Origin of the sequence: Paenibacillus sp. FSL R7-0333 (assembly GCF_038000365.1) — a bacterium.
Lineage (GTDB): Bacteria > Bacillota > Bacilli > Paenibacillales > Paenibacillaceae > Paenibacillus_AQ > Paenibacillus_AQ silagei.
The window spans coordinates 1,830,748-1,847,581 of record NZ_JBBOBZ010000001.1; the positions used below are offsets into that span (position 1 = coordinate 1,830,748).

11 protein-coding genes are annotated in these 16,834 nt (G+C 51.8%); all 11 read left to right on the forward strand.

Going from position 1 to position 16,834, the window contains the following annotated elements:
- Positions 1-30 precede the first annotated feature (30 nt).
- The gene (locus MKY86_RS07505; protein WP_076079764.1) at positions 31-1,197 is read left to right on the forward strand and encodes an aminotransferase class I/II-fold pyridoxal phosphate-dependent enzyme; all 1,167 of its coding nucleotides are present in this window, start codon (positions 31-33) and stop codon (positions 1,195-1,197) included.
- A 230-nt stretch (positions 1,198-1,427) separates the two neighbouring features.
- Complete coding sequence (mqnC, locus tag MKY86_RS07510) at positions 1,428-2,564, forward strand: cyclic dehypoxanthinyl futalosine synthase (RefSeq protein ID WP_076079765.1); 1,137 nt, start codon at positions 1,428-1,430, stop codon at positions 2,562-2,564.
- Positions 2,565-3,203: 639 nt separating this feature from the next.
- Positions 3,204-7,592: a bifunctional 2',3'-cyclic-nucleotide 2'-phosphodiesterase/3'-nucleotidase gene (locus MKY86_RS07515; protein WP_076079766.1), complete on the forward strand. Its 4,389-nt coding sequence runs from the start codon at positions 3,204-3,206 to the stop codon at positions 7,590-7,592.
- 514 nt (positions 7,593-8,106) lie between these two features.
- Positions 8,107-10,044, forward strand: a complete 1,938-nt coding sequence (thrS, locus tag MKY86_RS07520) for a threonine--tRNA ligase (protein ID WP_076079767.1) — start codon at positions 8,107-8,109, stop codon at positions 10,042-10,044.
- Positions 10,045-10,215: 171 nt separating this feature from the next.
- Complete coding sequence (locus MKY86_RS07525; RefSeq protein WP_143803748.1) at positions 10,216-10,917, forward strand: 3D domain-containing protein; 702 nt, start codon at positions 10,216-10,218, stop codon at positions 10,915-10,917.
- 135 nt (positions 10,918-11,052) lie between these two features.
- On the forward strand, positions 11,053-11,199 hold the full coding sequence (locus MKY86_RS07530) for a hypothetical protein (RefSeq protein ID WP_200869501.1): 147 nt from the start codon (positions 11,053-11,055) through the stop codon (positions 11,197-11,199).
- 236 nt (positions 11,200-11,435) lie between these two features.
- Complete coding sequence (gene liaF, locus MKY86_RS07535) at positions 11,436-12,515, forward strand: cell wall-active antibiotics response protein LiaF (RefSeq protein ID WP_076079768.1); 1,080 nt, start codon at positions 11,436-11,438, stop codon at positions 12,513-12,515.
- On the forward strand, positions 12,516-13,580 hold the full coding sequence (locus MKY86_RS07540) for a sensor histidine kinase (protein WP_076079769.1): 1,065 nt from the start codon (positions 12,516-12,518) through the stop codon (positions 13,578-13,580).
- Between the two features lie 63 nt (positions 13,581-13,643).
- Positions 13,644-14,297, forward strand: coding sequence for a response regulator (locus MKY86_RS07545; RefSeq protein ID WP_036722382.1), 654 nt, complete (start codon positions 13,644-13,646; stop codon positions 14,295-14,297).
- Positions 14,298-14,396: 99 nt separating this feature from the next.
- Positions 14,397-15,392 carry an ROK family protein gene (locus tag MKY86_RS07550; protein WP_083685226.1) on the forward strand — a complete coding sequence of 332 codons (996 nt, stop codon included), beginning with the start codon at positions 14,397-14,399 and terminating at the stop codon, positions 15,390-15,392.
- A gap of 154 nt (positions 15,393-15,546) precedes the next feature.
- Positions 15,547-16,758 (forward strand): MFS transporter, encoded by a 1,212-nt coding sequence (locus tag MKY86_RS07555; RefSeq protein WP_076079771.1) that lies wholly within the window; start codon positions 15,547-15,549, stop codon positions 16,756-16,758.
- Positions 16,759-16,834 lie beyond the last annotated feature (76 nt).

Here is a 16,834-nt window from a genome sequence, read left to right on the forward strand (position 1 = left end):
ATAGAAGTAATTAATCAGGAGGCAATGGAGATGGATGAGAAACTGAGAATTGAGAGCAGACTGGCACAGATTGGTTCAATGGAGGACCCCGCCACCGGGGCCATTAATTACCCGATTTATCATGCGACGGCCTTCCGTCATCCGCGGCTTGGACAGAGCACTGGCTTTGACTACATTCGCACCAAAAATCCTACCCGCTCTGTCCTAGAAGAAGCGGCAGCGGCCCTGGAATCAGGGGATGCCGGCTTCGCCTGTGCCTCCGGTATGGCGGCACTGACTACAGTGTTCACCTTGTTTGGACAAGGGGACCATCTCATTGTATCGCTCGACCTGTACGGCGGTACTTACCGGCTGCTGGAACGGATTCTCTCCAAATACGGCATCAGCGCCTCCTATGTAGATACGAATGATCTGGATGGACTGGAAGCGGCCCGTCAGCCGGGCACGAAGGCTGTATTCATTGAGACGCCGACCAATCCGCTGATGATGATTACGGATGTCGAAGCCGTATGTACCTGGGCCCGCCGTCACGGGCTACTCACGATTGTGGACAATACGCTGTTGACCCCGTTCTTCCAGCGCCCGCTGGAGCTTGGAGCAGATATCGTGGTTCACAGTGCGACTAAGTACCTGGGCGGGCATAACGATGTGCTGGCGGGTCTGATCGTGACCAAGGGCGCAGAATTGTCGGCTGAAATGGCCGTCCTGCATAACTCTCTGGGAGCGGTTCTCGCGCCGAATGACAGCTACCAGCTGATGAAGGGTATGAAGACCCTCGCGCTGCGCATGGAGCGGCATGAGAGCAACGCTCTGGCTATTGCCCGTTATCTGCAGGAGCATCCGGCGATTGCCGAGGTCTTCCACCCGGGCCTGCCGGATCATCCGGGCTATGCCATCCAGAACCGCCAGTCCTCCGGCAACACCGGAATCTTCTCCTTCAAGGTAAAAGAGGCGGGCTATGTGGAGCCGCTGCTCCGCCATATCCGGCTGATCGCCTTCGCCGAGAGTCTGGGCGGTGTTGAATCGCTGATGACCTATCCGGCGATACAGACCCACGCCGATATTCCGGCTGAAATCCGCGATGCTGTAGGCGTGGATGACCGGCTGCTGCGCTTCTCTGTCGGCATAGAGCATGTAGATGATCTGATCGCTGATCTGGGACAGGCTCTGGAGGCCGCCCGGAGCGAGCTGGAATAAGGCGATGCGCCGCCGGACCTGCCTGGCATGCGAGATTCGCAGAACGTACAAGCAGCAGTGCCTTCGGGCACTGCTGTTTAATTTGCCTGGGACAAGTGCATTTATTCCGTCCTGTGCAGCGAAACATTTTTCAAGAACAGCCGATTGTGATACGATGGGAGAACGGACTATTTTTATTTCAAATTGTATTTATCTCATAGACTTCATAGATGAAGAGGAGGCCGTCAACAGTGAGTGCAGTCGATCTTATACTGGATAAGGCACTGAAGGGTGAACGTCTTCAGTTGGAAGATACGGTCACATTATTCGAGAGCAATGAAATTGAGAAAATGGGCGCTGCCGCAGATATTATTATGAAGCGCTGGCACCCGGAGCCAGTGACGACATTCGTCATCGGCCGCAACATTAACTACACCAATGTATGTGATGTATATTGCCGATTCTGCGCCTTCTACCGCAGACCCGGTTCGGAGGAAGGCTATGTGCTTCCCGATGAGACGATCTACCAGAAGATTGCCGAGACCATGAGCGTAAACGGAACCGAGATTCTGATGCAGGGCGGTACGAATCCCAATCTGCCGTTCAGCTATTATACGGATATTCTGCGCGGCATCAAGCAGCGGTTCCCGGAGATTACCATGCATTCCTTCTCACCGGCGGAGATTATGAAGATGGTTGAGGTCTCCGGCCTGCCGCTGGAACAGGTCATGCGTGAGATTCATGCTGCGGGCCTCGATTCCTTGCCCGGCGGTGGCGCAGAGATTCTCGATGACCGTACCCGCCGCAAGATCAGCCGGCTCAAGGGCTCCTGGCGCGAGTGGATGGATGTCATGCAGACCGCACACCGGATCGGCATGAATACAACGGCTACGATGGTGATTGGTCTGGGCGAGAGTATGGAAGAACGGGCGCTGCATCTGCTGCGTGTCCGTGAAGCGCAGGATGAATGCATTGCGAACAAATATGATTCCGAAGGCTTCCTGGCGTTCATCTCCTGGACCTTCCAGCCGGATAATACGAACCTGAAGCTGGACCGCCAGACCCCTGAGGAATACTTGAAGACCGTAGCCATCAGCCGCCTGGTGCTGGACAATATCAAGAATTTCCAGTCCTCCTGGGTAACGATGGGTCCTGAAGTAGGCAAGCTCTCCCTGCAATACGGCTGCAATGACTTCGGCAGCACGATGATTGAGGAGAACGTAGTCTCCTCGGCGGGTGCGACCTACAAGGTCAACATCGAGTCGATCACCCAGCTCATCCGCGAAGCGGGCAAGATCCCGGCTCAGCGCAACACGCGCTATGACATTCTGCGCACGTTCGAGGATGCGAATGCCAAGATTGATAATGATTTTGTGATGCAGAACTAGAATATAGCTATACACCAACAGATCAATAACGGGGCTGTGCTACATATAAGTAGCGCAGCCCCGTTATGTTTTTTGGAAACTATTATTTCCTCTTTGAATGATTCGTACAGTGACTTGGTTGCTGAATGTGGCTGAAGGATCGCCGGGAGGCGCAGGAGTGTTTTGATTTTACGAGTTAAAAGGCTAAAACTACGCGAAAACCGAATAGCAATCGTTACAGCGTCATGTAGCCAATGTATATGAAAAACAGCATACATTGTGTTCACTCGCAGGCATATGGCCGAATGTATGTGGAAAACAACATATATTGTGCTCGCTCACAGGTATATTACCCGAATGTATACGAAAAACAGCATACATTGTGCTCGCACGCAGGCGCTTAACCCGAATGTATGTGAAAAACAGCATATATTGTGTTGGCGTTCCAGGTAATTCCAATGTATTGGATTTTAGTTTTCTTTGTCATAGAGTTGTAAAAATTAATCGTTATATTTTACAAAAAACGCTGAAATAATGTGAGATTTTACACAACAATTTATAAGAGTTAATGGAATTTGATAGATTCATAGGGAAGGCTATGATACAATTTTTCGGACAGTGGTAGAATAATCTAGCAATCACAGGGAGGAAATTAGATTTATGGGAGAGAGAAGATGGAACAAGCCGATAGCTTCTTTATTGGCTACCACAGTTCTGGCAGCACAGATGCTAGGCGGAGTATTCAATGTTCCTGTGCTGGCGGCAGGAAAGGCGGAGGCTTCTCCGGTGATTAATCCGGGAACCATTAATTTACGCTTGATGAGCACGACTGATGTTCATACGAACGTATATGGATGGGACTATTTCAAGGGTGCCGCCTCCGCGACTGTAGGTCTGGACCGTACTTCAACCTTAGTAAAGGCTGCACGCAATGACGCAGAGGGGAAATACAACCTTTTGCTGGATAATGGCGATTTAATTCAAGGAACACCGCTGGGAACGTATATGGCCCAAGTGTCTGATTTCAGGACTAGCGAAGACCAGATTCATCCGATCATCGCAGCTATGAACCTCATGGGTTATGATGCAGCAACCTTCGGCAATCATGAATTCAATTATGGTTTGGATTATCTAGACCGGACAGTTAAAGGCAATGTAAGCAGCGCAACTTATAAGGAGTCTACGGGAGCGAAGTTCCCTTATGTGAATGCAAATATTTATAATGTATCCGATAATGATAATACATTTGAACCTTATAAAATCATCGATAAAGAGGTAAAGGACAGCAACGGCAACACCGTTACCATTAAAGTCGGCCTCCTGGGTCTGGTTACTCCGCAGATCATGGAGTGGGACAAGGTGAACCTGGAGAAAAAGGTTATTGCCAAAGATATTGTGGAAACGGCGAAGAAGTTTGTTCCTGAAATGAAGACAGCTGGTGCGGACGTTATCGTCGCCATGACTCATTCCGGGTTCGACGCCGCTGCCGCAGAAGGAACCGGAGCAGAGAATGTCATTAACCTGCTGAGCAAGGTTCCCGGTATTGATGCCATTACCTTCTCGCATACCCACAAGGTATTCCCGACGAACGGGGATGACAGCAAGCTGGATGCTTCCTTCAAAGATCCATCCACCAAGCTCCCTTACAATAATGATGTAGCCAAGGTAGACAACCTCAACGGCCATATTAATGGCACTCCGGCAGTACAAGCGGGCTATGGCGGAGGTTACCTGGGCCTTATCGATCTGAAAATCGCCCAGAACAGCAGCGGCAAATGGGCAGTAGACAAAGCAGCTTCTAAGGCTTCTACGCGCTCTATTGCTGGCGCTGCCATTGACACCGCTATCGATGATCTTGCCGGAGCGGCACATCAAGCTACAATTGATTACGTGAATCAACCGCTTGGTGTAACATCTGCGCCGATGAACAGCTATTTTGCTATGGTGCAGGATGATCCGACAGTCCAGCTCGTCACCTATGCCCAGCAGCAGTATGTATCCAATCTGATTCATACGAACGAGAACCTGGCCGGTTATAGAAACTTGCCGATCCTGAGCGTCGGCGCACCGTTCAAGGCTGGGCGCAACGGCCCTGAAGAGTATACCGATATCAAGAAGGGCGACCTTACAATAGCCAGTGCAAGCGATCTGTATCTGTATGACAATACGCTTAAGGCGATTGTAGTGAGAGGTTCGACCGTTAAAGAATGGGTAGAGATGAGTGCAGGGGCGTTTAACCGCATTAAGCCGTCCATCTCCACACCTCAGCCGCTTTTGAATTCAGCATTTGCTGTGTTCAATTTCGATGTGATTGACGGCATCCAATATACATTTGATGTCACCCGCAATGCGAAGTACAAGCCCGATGGAAGTATCAACGATAAGTCCTCCAGCCGGGTAACTTCCATCACTTATGGTGGCGAGCCGCTGGACCTGGATCAGGAATTCGTGGTCGTTACTAACAATTACCGTGCAAGCGGCGGAGGAAACTTCCCGGGTGTCAAAGGCGCTAACATGATCATTGATTCCCAGATGGAGAACCGCCAGGTGCTGATGGATTACATCAAGGAAGCGGGAACAGTTGATCCAACAGCTGACAACAACTGGTCGATTGCTCCTATCGAAGGGAATGTCACCGTAACGTTCCCGTCTTCACCTAAAGCAGAAGCAGTCGCTCCTGCTAACATTAAAGCTACGAAAATTGAAGATGTAAATAATTTCAAAATCTACACTCTGGACCTCAAAAAAAATGTTCCAACCCCAACGGGAGATGTTGAAGTTCATCTGCTGGGCATTAATGACTTCCACGGCCAACTGGACACTACCTCGGTGGTGAACGGGGAAGCTGTAGGCACAGCGGCTACACTTGCTGCTTATTTGAAGGAAGCCCGTGCCAAATATGAGTATTCACTGTTATTCCACAACGGCGACTCTGTGGGCGCCTCCGCTCCGGTATCTTCGCTGGAACGCGACAAGCCTACGATGGAATGGATGAACCTCATGAAGTTCGACGTCGGCACCCTGGGGAACCATGAGTTTGACCAAGGTGTTGAGGCTATGAAGGCTCAAATCTATGGCGGTAAGGATCCTAAGAATGATAAAGTCGACCATAATGGCGCAGATTTCGATTATATCAATGCCAACGCAGTAGACAGCACTACTGGCAAACCTATTATTACCCCTTATGTTGTAAAAGAAGTTGGCGGCGTGAAAATCGGCTTCATCGGAGTTGTGACCAAAGCAACGCCAAGCAAAGTATCGCCAGCCGGTACAGCCGGTGTGAAATTCCTGAGTGCCGAGGAAGAAGTCGCGGCGATTGAGAAATATGCGGCCGAGCTGAATGCTCAAGGCGTCAAGACGATCGTGGTCCTTGCTCATGATCCGGCAACAACGAAGACTGATCCGGTGACCAAAAAGAATGTATCCACCGGCGAAGCTGTAGATCTGGCTAATGCGCTTCCTGCCAATTCCCCGGTTGATGTGATCGTAGCCGGAGACAACCATGGCTATGCCAATGATACGGTGAACGGTAAGCTGATCGTTCAGGCTTACTCTTACGGAACGGCTTTTGAAGACATCAAGCTGGTGATTGACGGAGCTACAGGTACAGTGAAGAGTAAAACAGCTACTGTAACGAACACGGTCCAGAGTAAAATCGCACCGGATGCCGAAACCAAGGCGTTGGTGGACTACTATCTGAGTCGGCACCCTGAACTAACCAAGCCTGTAGGAACTACTGACGGTACCATCACCCGTACAGATGCCTACACTAAGGAATCAGCATTGGGTAACCTGATTGCAGATGCGATGCGTCATGCTATCTTCAAAGAGGGCGAGAAAGATCCTGCTGATTTCGCCTTCATGAACCCGGGCGGTATCCGTGCGGATCTTCCGAAAGGCAATGTAGCGTTCGGAGATCTGGCGAAGATCCAGCCGTTCGGCAACACGCTGGTGAAGCTGACCCTGACTGGTCAACAGATCAAGACCCTGCTGCAGCAGCAATGGGCGGTTAAGGCTGACGGCACCGCAGACACGAAGACCCTGCAAATCTCAGGTCTGAAATATACAGCGAACATGTATCTGCCGGTTGCAGAGCGTGTGGCTAACCTGACTAAGGCTGACGGAACACCTATTGAAATGTCGAAGAGCTACACGGCTGTAGTCAATAACTTCATGGCTGCGGGCGGCGACAACTATAAGGTATTAACTGAGGCAAGCTCCTCGCTGGCCGGACCGATTGACCTGGATGTATTCTATGAATACATTAGGGACACATTCAACGGCGGGGCGATCACTGCTGCCATTGAAGGCCGGATCACTAATGTGGAGAAAGACCCTGGAACTGCTACTCCAAGTCCTAGCTCTAATCCTGGTACTGGATATAACCCTGGACCGGTTGTAACAGCAACGCCTAAGCCGACAGCTGCGCCATCGGCTACGCCGGCAGCTTCTGCTACACCAGCTCCTGTGGCTACACCGGCACCTACAGCAACTCCTGCTGTAGCCTTCAAGGATCTGGGCAAGGTAGCCTGGGCCGCAGATGCCATTAATGCACTGGCAGCCAAAGGCATTATCAAAGGGATGGACAGCACGAACTTTGCGCCTACCAAAAGTGTGACCCGTGCAGAATTCGTAACCATGCTGGTTCGTTCACTTGATTTGAGCAATTCGGCTTCACCTAAGACATTCAGCGATGTGAAGCAGGGAGTCTGGTACTCCGATACGATTGCTGCAGCTGTCAATGCAGGTCTTGTAAAAGGCTCCGGCAACGGTAAATTCGAGCCGGGCCGTGAGATTACCCGTGAGGAAATGGCGATTATGATCGCGAATGCCCTCAAGGGTCAGCTGCAGCCGGTAGACGCTGCAACGTTGAACAAATTCACGGATAAGGCAAAGATTGCCCCTTACGCCCAGCAGGCAGTGGCACAGCTGACTCAGATTGGTATCGTCAACGGTGTGGATGCTAAACAGTTCGCACCGAAGAGTATGGCTAACCGTGCCCAGGCTGCGGTGATCATCTTCCGTATGCTGGAGAACAAAGCTTCATAAGTTGAAGTTTCATCATCATGTGATCATGAAAAGATAATCAATTAGAGGAAGGCCCGTGCTGAAATAGCATGGGCCCTTTTCTGGCCTGAGGACGGGCAGCCGTTTTGCGCTTGACGGAAGATAAGCTGAGATTTATAATTGCCTTAATTCATGTTATCAGCGTTGACGAAGATATGAACCACTTGCTTTGGACCGTTTCAGAGAGAGGAAGCCTCAGGCTGCAACTTCCTCCGGTACCGGCTGTCGGTTTACCCCTTTGTAGCTGCGGTTATGAACTCCTGACGGCTTCCGTACTCCGGAACCTTAACGGATAGTAAGAACCGCCGGTTCATGGCCGTTATCCCCATGCTAACGAAGGATTATATTCTGCAGTGAAGCATAGGCAGCTGCTGCAAGGATAGATCGAATTTGGGTGGAATCACGGGTGCAATCACTCGTCCCTTTGCGGGACGGGTGTTTTTTGTGTGAAGAGTTCAGGGAAGTATAGCCCAACAAACCTTAGGAGGAAGTAATTATGTCAGTAAATATTAAGCTTCCGGACGGATCGGTCCGGGAATACGCAGACGGCAGCAGCATTGATGATGTAGCCGCCTCTATCAGCAGCGGACTGCGCAAGAACGCTGCAGCAGGCAAGCTCAACGGGATTGTCGCAGACCTGTCAACACCGCTGCAGGAAGGCGATCTGGTAGAGATCGTAACCCTTGATTCGCCGGAAGGTCTCGAAGTGATGCGCCACAGTACAGCTCACCTGATGGCGCAGGCAGTTAGACGCCTGTTCGGCACCAAGGAAGTGAAGCTTGGAGTAGGTCCTGTGATCGAAGACGGCTTCTATTATGATATGGACCTGGAGCATCCGCTCAATCCCGAGGATCTGCTGAAGATCGAGAAGGAAATGGACCGCATCGTCTCGGAGAATCTGCCGATTGTCCGCCATGAGGTCAGCCGGGGGGAAGCACTGGAGCGCTTCGGCGAGCTGGGTGATCCTTACAAGCTGGAGCTGATTGAAGCTCTGCCGGAAGACAGTGTCATCACGATCTATGAGCAGGGCGAATTCTTCGACCTCTGCCGTGGCCCGCATTTGCCGTCTACGGCCAAGATCAAGGTATTCAAGCTGATGAATGTGGCCGGGGCTTACTGGCGCGGGGACAGCAAGAATAAGATGCTGCAGCGTGTCTACGGCACAGCCTGGATCAAGAAGGCACAGCTGGATGAGCATCTGCGCCTGCTGGAGGAAGCGAAGAAGCGCGACCACCGGAAGCTGGGTAAGGAGCTGGAGATTTTCACCTTCAACCAGTTAGTTGGACAAGGCCTGCCGATCTGGCTGCCTAAGGGCGCGAAGCTGCGCAGTATTCTGGAGCGTTATATTGTTGATCTGGAAGCAAGCCTTGGATACCAGCATGTCTACACTCCTGTACTGGGGAACGTAGAGCTGTACAAGACTTCCGGGCACTGGGAGCACTATCAGGAAGATATGTTCCCTAAGATGACTATCGATAATGAAGAGTTCGTGCTGCGCCCGATGAACTGCCCGCACCATATGATGATCTACAAGAGCTCGATGCACAGCTACCGCGATCTGCCGATCCGTATTGCCGAGCTTGGAATTCAGCACCGTTATGAAATGTCGGGAGCCTTGACAGGTCTGCACCGCGTGCGTTCTATGACGCTGAATGACTCACATATCTTCTGCCGTCTGGACCAGATCAAGGGCGAGTTCATCCGCGTGCTGGAATTGATTAAGCAGGTATACAGCGACTTCGGGATTGAAGATTACCGGTTCCGCCTGTCCTATCGTGATCCTAAGGATACTGAGAAATATTATGCCAACGACGAGATGTGGGAGACTGCACAGCGTATGCTGCGTGAGGTAGTCGAAGAAGCCGGTCTGCCGTTCTACGAAGCCGAAGGCGAAGCGGCCTTTTATGGTCCGAAGCTTGATGTGCAGATTAAGACTGTACTCGGCAAAGAAGAGACACTCTCGACCGTACAGATTGACTTCCTGCTGCCGGAACGCTTTGAGCTGGAATATGTAGGCGACGACGGCCAGAAGCACCGCCCGGTTGTCCTGCACCGCGGAATTCTGGGAACGATGGAACGGTTCGTAGCCTTCCTGCTGGAGAACTTTGCCGGTTCACTGCCGCTCTGGCTGTCTCCGCAGCAGGTGAAGATTATTCCGGTATCGTCAGCCTTCGACGACTATGCGAAGGAAGTGGAAGCGAAGCTGCTGAAGAGCGGCATCCGTGCGGAAGTGGATTTACGCAATGAGAAGATGGGCTACAAGATCCGTGAAGCTCAGCTCGAGAAGCTGCCGTACATGTTCGTGGTCGGCGAGAACGAGATGAATGCGGGCAGCGTAGCGATCCGTAAACGCGGCGAAGGGGATATCGGTGCCCAACCGCTGCAGGAAGCTATTAATTCGCTTGCACAGGAAATTGCCGGACGTGTAATCTAATTCAGTCTAATTACTGAACCTCTGTTATAAGCCTCATGAGACCGCTATGGTGCGGTGTCATGTATAAAGTTTTGTGAATCGGGAAACCCTCGTACTATGGGGAGGGTTTAACTAATGAACAAAATGGGCTTATACCAGAGGTTTTGGTGTCTTTTCGTCACGATCGTCCTTATGCTGACCGCTGCCGGGATATTCCCGGATTACGCGCGCAAGTCAGCCCAGGCGAGAGGGATGGAGGACACTGCAGGGCAGCATGGAAGCAGCATACAGAAGCAGTCACCCGTTGATCGTCAGCAGGCAGGCTCAGCATCCCGTCTTGGAGGCTCTTCAAGAGCCGTACAGCCGGATGCTGCAGACAAAGCTGCTAAGCCAGAGGTACAGGCAGCTAAGCCTAAGAATGCTGTCAAAGCACCCGGCTCGGTACCGGTAGCCGCTCCAGCTCCAGAGCAGATTATCACTTCTCTGAAAGTAATGGCGACCGGCTATACAGCCGGATACGAATCCACCGGCAAGACCGCTAAGCATCCGGAGTACGGGATTACGTATTCAGGAGTGAAGGTACGGCGGGACAAGAATGCGGTATCCACGATTGCAGCGGACCCGAAGGTGCTGCCGCTGGGAAGTATTTTATATATACCGGGTTATGGATATGGAATTGTGGCCGATACCGGATCGGCAATCAAAGGGCGCAAGATCGATCTCTACTTCAGCACAACCAAGCAGGTCTACAAGGAATGGGGCAAGAAGTCGGTTGTGGTTCAAGTGATCAAACGCGGCGACGGCAAATGCACGGAAAGTATGCTGAAGAGCCTTGGCCATGCCATACAGACTTATAATGCAGTTCCGCAATATTTGCTGGAAGAAGCTATTTAACGGATGCTTTCGCTGGACAAATCCGGGAGTTTGAATTTATTTTCACGTGAGCATGCATAATACAGCGGGCTGCTTCCCATAATATCGACTGGGGCAAATACTTGCTTCTTCCGATACAATAGGGAGGTGATTCTCGTGGCTAATTCCAAGAAACCAAAGGTACAAGAAAACTTCAAAACACCAAATGAAAAATACAATGCAGAGTTCGCTGTTGAAAATGACGGTGCAACTAAGCAAAGCAGCTCTTCTATGACCAAACCGGCTCAGAAACCGCAGCAGTAATGCTGGGTTCCCGGTAAGCTCCTGAAGCAACAAGCTGTCCTGCCATGTCCGAATTACGGGCTGGGGGGCAGCTTTTTTATGCGTTTATAATTTAACTTATTATTCCAGCTATCTCGGTCTGGAGACTGAGATACGGTTCCTTCTTACGCCGCTGTTCTCTGCTGCATTCTTCCTGTAGACTAAGGTTATAAGTGTTCAAGAGGAAGAGTTGTACTTACGACAAGGAGGATGACATTATGAAACGAAGGTTCACCAGCCAGGTACTCGGAGGCCTGCTCCTCATCGGTCTTGGAGGAATGTTCCTGCTCCGGCAGATGGGCTATACGGATTTCAGTCTGGGTTCACTGATCTCCACCTATTGGCCGGTTATTCTGATCGTGATGGGCGTACAACGGTTTTTGGCCTCGGATGAGGAGCGTTCAAGATTCTCTGCAACACTCGGCGGATTTATATATCTGGCGATCGGTGTGTTTTTCCTGGGACGGAATTTAGACTGGTTCTACTATTCGGCAAGCGACTTCTTCAAAATGCTGATTCCGGTCATGCTGATCGGCGGCGGATTATCCGTCATTTTCAGACCGCGGCGCAACACTCCGCCTATACCTCCGGCACCGCCTTCACCGCCCGGCTACTACCCGCCTGGACCCGGTAAGAGTCCGCTGGATACAGCGCCGCCCGCTCCGCTCGAATCTACGCTCGATCAGCAGTTCGAGCAGAAATTCGGCAAGCCGGCAGGAAGCGTGGACCGGAACTGGAATGATTATCTGCATAAGAATGAGGAAGACGCAGACGGTAACCCGCTGCATGCCTCGGCAGATACCCGCTGGCAGGAGAAGCAGGAGCGTCAGGAGCGCAGACGCCAGGAGCGTCAGGAACGGCATGCCCGCCGTCATGGCGAATGGCATGAGGAGTTCCAGGATTCCGGGAATGATAAGGATGCGACGAACCGCTCGGCTTTTATCGGTGATGTGCATATGGGCAAGGAGCATTTTCAACTGAAGCGGACCAATATTTCCCAGTTTATCGGGGATACGGTGCTGGACCTGACCAATGCGCAGATTCCTTACGGCGAGACCAAGATTAATATCTCTGCTTTTGTCGGCGACATTAAGGTATACATTCCAGACGATATGGATCTCGGGGTGTCTGTGAATGGCAGCTCGTTCATCGGTGATATGCAGGTGCTTGAGCAGTCGCGTAGCGGGTTCATGAGCAATGTGCAGTGCAAGACGCCGTATTACAAGGAATCGGGCAAGAAGGTCCGTATCAACGTTAGCTGCTTCATCGGTGACGTTAAAGTTAAAACGGTGGGTTAAATGGGGATCTTCAGTAATACCAAGTGGATGCTGCTGGTGTATTTCCTGCTTAGCGGCGGGGTGAGCGCGGGGCTGATGTATGCGGGGACATGCCTGGGCTATATTCAGGTGGTGGATACCCGGATGTGGATCTATCTGTGTCTGGGCATTGTATTGTTCACAGTCATCATCGGCTACATCGCCGGTCAGCGGATTCAGCGGCGGATCGATCATCTGGATCTGAATATGCTGCAGGTGGCTAAGGGCAATATGTCGGTGAGGATGCCGGAGAGCGAGGACCAGTCTTTCGCACGTGTCTACCATGAGTTCAACATCATGATGGATACGGTCGAGAAGAAGATGAAGCGGCTTCAGCAGCTCGGAGAACAGGAAGTTATTGAGAAGGAAAAGGCAGCGGAGAGTGCGGTACTGGAAGAGCGCAGGCGTATGGCCCGGGATCTGCATGATACGGTGAGCCAGCAGCTGTTCGCTATTCACATGTCCGCCTCCTCGCTGCCTAAAGTGCTTGAACGCAGCGCTGAGCACGGCAGGACGGTGATGGATCAGCTGATCAGCATGTCCCAGATGGCGCAGAAGCAGATGAGGGCGCTGATCGCACAGCTGCGTCCGGTGGAGCTGGAGGGGCGCAATCTGTTCGAGGCACTGGAGAAGTGGTTCCCGGATTACTGCCGCCAGAACGGGCTCAAAGGGGTGAAGGAGCTCGAGCTTCAGGGTGAGCTGTCCGAAGCCATTGAGCATCAGCTGTTCCTGATTATTCAGGAATCAATGGCGAATATCGTGAAGCATGCCGGTGCACGGGTGGTCAGTCTGTCCCTGCGGGAGGTGCCGCGCCAGGTGGTGCTGAGCATCAGCGATGACGGTCAGGGCTTCGAGCACGTGCAGCACAAGCAAGGCTCCTACGGGCTCACGACTATGCGTGAGCGTGCTGAGAAGCTCGGCGGTCAGGTCGAGATTATCAGCCGCAGGGGAGCGGGAACGACGATCCGCGTACATATTCCAAAGTTTGTCCAAGGCCGCGCGGAGACCGCTGCTGACGGGATTGAGGCCGATTCTGAAGAGGCTTGATGGGCTCGGCGGTGATGAAGCCGGGGCTGAATCATGCTTACACAATGTTAGGGGGAGTACAGAATGAGTCTCGTAAAAGTACTGCTTGTAGATGATCACGATATGGTGAGAATGGGCCTCAAAACCTATCTGATGCTGGACCCGATGTTTGAAGTGATCGGAGAAGCGGCCAACGGTCATGAAGCGCTGGCGATGCTGCGCGAGCTGGGACAGGAGTCGCTGCCGGATCTGGTGCTGATGGATCTGATGATGCCGGTGATGAACGGGGCTGAGACCACCCGCGCGGTCCTGGCTGAATTCCCCGGGCTCAAGATCGTCATCCTTACCAGCTTCCTGGAGGACGATCTGGTGGTCGATGCGATTGAAGCCGGGGCTGTCAGCTATGTGCTGAAGACCGTCTCGGCAGAAGAGCTGATCTACGCGCTCCAAGGCGCCTATCGCGGCATGCCGGTGATGACCGGCGATGTGTCGCAGGCGCTGACCCGCGGCATCCGCCAGCGCACGGTCCAGGGCGACACCTCCGGCTTAACCGAGCGGGAGAAGGAAGTGCTGCTGCTGATCGCCGAGGGCAAGACGAATAAGGATATCGGCGAGGAGCTGCATATCAGCATCAAGACCGTGAAGACCCATGTCAGCAATCTGCTGATGAAATGCGAGCTGGATGACCGCACCCAGCTGGCGATTTACGCCCACCGCAAGGGCTGGGCGCAGGGGTAGCAGCTGCGGGTTTTTTGACTAAAACTTCTCTGGAGTCACGGCTAATTCCAAAACATAAAAACATTAGTTCAATTTATATAGTGAACCGATAAGGAGGCTATCCGAATAGCAAACGCTAATCTGATGAAGGAAATTAACCTGAATAATGTGCGCCAGGTGATGAAACGGATGGAGACGGCTACAAAACCCCAGCTAGCTGCACTGACCAAGCTAAGCGTAGTAACTGTGAACTCATTAGTTAAGGAGCTGTCCGAGTTAGGGGAGTTGTTTGAAGACTTGGTGGTGCCTTCCAACGGGGGCAGACCCGCACAGACCTATCGCTTTAATTACGATTTCAGTCTCGCGTTGGTGATGTACGTGACAGAAAAAGCGGGAAAAGTACTGATCTCCGCCGCAGTTATCAATTTGAAGGACGATATTCTGATGAAGGATGAGCATATCATCCCGGTTTTCGAAAGAGATTTTTGCTATACAATTATTGAACATGCCCTGAATCAGTATCCTTCCATCAAGGTCATTGGCATAGGTATTCCGGGACAGGCGGTAAACGGTGAAATTAAGGTTAGCAGTCTCCGGGAGCTGACGGGCACCCGGTTAATAGAAGAGATGGAGTCCCGGTTTGGGCTGCCTATTCTGGTGGAGAATGATGTGAATGCCGCGATCAGCGGATATTGCATGAAGCATAGCGAAGGCGAAGAGCAATATTTACTGGGTCTCTACTTTCCGAACGGTTACCCGCCGGGTATGGGGATATACCTGCACGGCAGCCTTCTAAAAGGAAATCAGGGGATGTCAGGAGAGGTAAAGTTCCTTCCCGATATGCCTGAGTGGAGCCTGGAGATGACCCCGGACACATTCATATCTGCAACCTGCAGGATCTTACAGACGGTGAATGCTGTTCTGGCCCCGGATAGAATTGTCATCTATCAGGACAGAGTGGAGGATGCCGTCTGGACATCGGCCTGGACAGCCTATCAGCTTCAGCACCCCATGCCTGTTTATCCGGAAGTCGTCTTACAGCACACCTTTCAGGAAGATTTCGAGCACGGTCTGCGCAGGCTGACCCTGAAGGAGTTAGAGCCGGAGCCCGTTTAGACCTAACGTACTAAGAACCCTTGTTAACTACAGGGGTTTTTTGTTGTTTTCTGGATAAGTAAAACAGCATCTTGACAAAAAATAAGAGAGAGAACATACTTAATATATATACTTTATAAAGTTTATTTATTAAGTGACTTTAGGAGGAGAATCTTTGTCTACGTATTTTTTGATTATTATTTATCTGGCTTTTATTAGTCTGGGACTTCCCGATTCTTTACTTGGCTCTGCGTGGCCTGTGATCTGGCCAGAGATGGGTTCATCGCTGGGGTCGGCGGGAATCATCTCGATGATTATTGCCGGAGGGACCATCGTGTCCAGTCTGTTCAGCAACACAATCGTGAAGCGCCTGGGGACAGGACGAATTACCTTTGTCAGTTGCCTCTTAACCGCCGCCTCATTGTTCGGATTCTCCCTGTCTCCATCCGTGTTGTGGTTCATTGTAATGGCCGTTCCGCTGGGTCTTGGGGCAGGTGCAGTGGACGCGGCACTGAATCATTATGTGGCTGAACATTACAAGGCTCATCATATGAGCTGGCTGCACTGCTTCTGGGGCGTAGGCGCGACCCTGGGACCCATGATTATGGCAGTCAATCTCGTACACGCCCAGTCCTGGAGAGGGGGATATGCGGTTGTGGCCATCATTCAGTTCGGATTCGCAATGCTTCTGTTAGTGACACTTCCGTTATGGAAAAAGGTTGCTGCCACGCGCGAGCCTCAGCTTCCCGCAGCGCTTAGCGGCAATCTTCCAGATGAAGCAGCTGTGAACCTTAAGCCGCAGGCGAACACCCTCCGCTTGCAGGGCGTTAAGCCTACTCTGTTGACGTTCTTGTTGTACTGCGGGATAGAAGCAATGGTTGGACTGTGGGGCGCCAGTTATCTGGTAGGCGCAAGGGGAGTTGCGCCAGATACAGCAGCGGCTTGGATCTCCGTATACTACGCGGGTATTACAGTTGGCAGGCTGATTACCGGCTTCATCACTTTAAAAGTCCATAACCGCCTGCTTATCCGTTACGGTCAATTGGTGACCATTATAGGCGGAGCTATTCTTGTAATCCCGCTCCAACCGGCCCTCTCGCTTGCAGGCCTGATATTGATTGGTCTTGGCCTCGCACCGGTTTATCCGGGTCTCCTGCATGAGACGCCGGCCCGGTTCGGCAAGGAGAATTCAGCCCGCTTAATCGGGTATCAGATGGCGGTAGCCTATACGGGGACAACGTTAATTCCGCCGTTATTCGGACTTTTATCCGTGCGCACCAGCATTGCCGTATTCCCCTTTGCTGTACTTACGTTACTGATCTTCATGTTCGGCAGTACAGAGCGGGTGAACCGGCTATTGGGCCAATCCACTTTAGGGAGGGAATAAACGGATGGCTTATATTCTTATATGCGCAATCATCTGGCTGGCCGCCTACTTTCATATGGCCGCATTCAAAGAACCT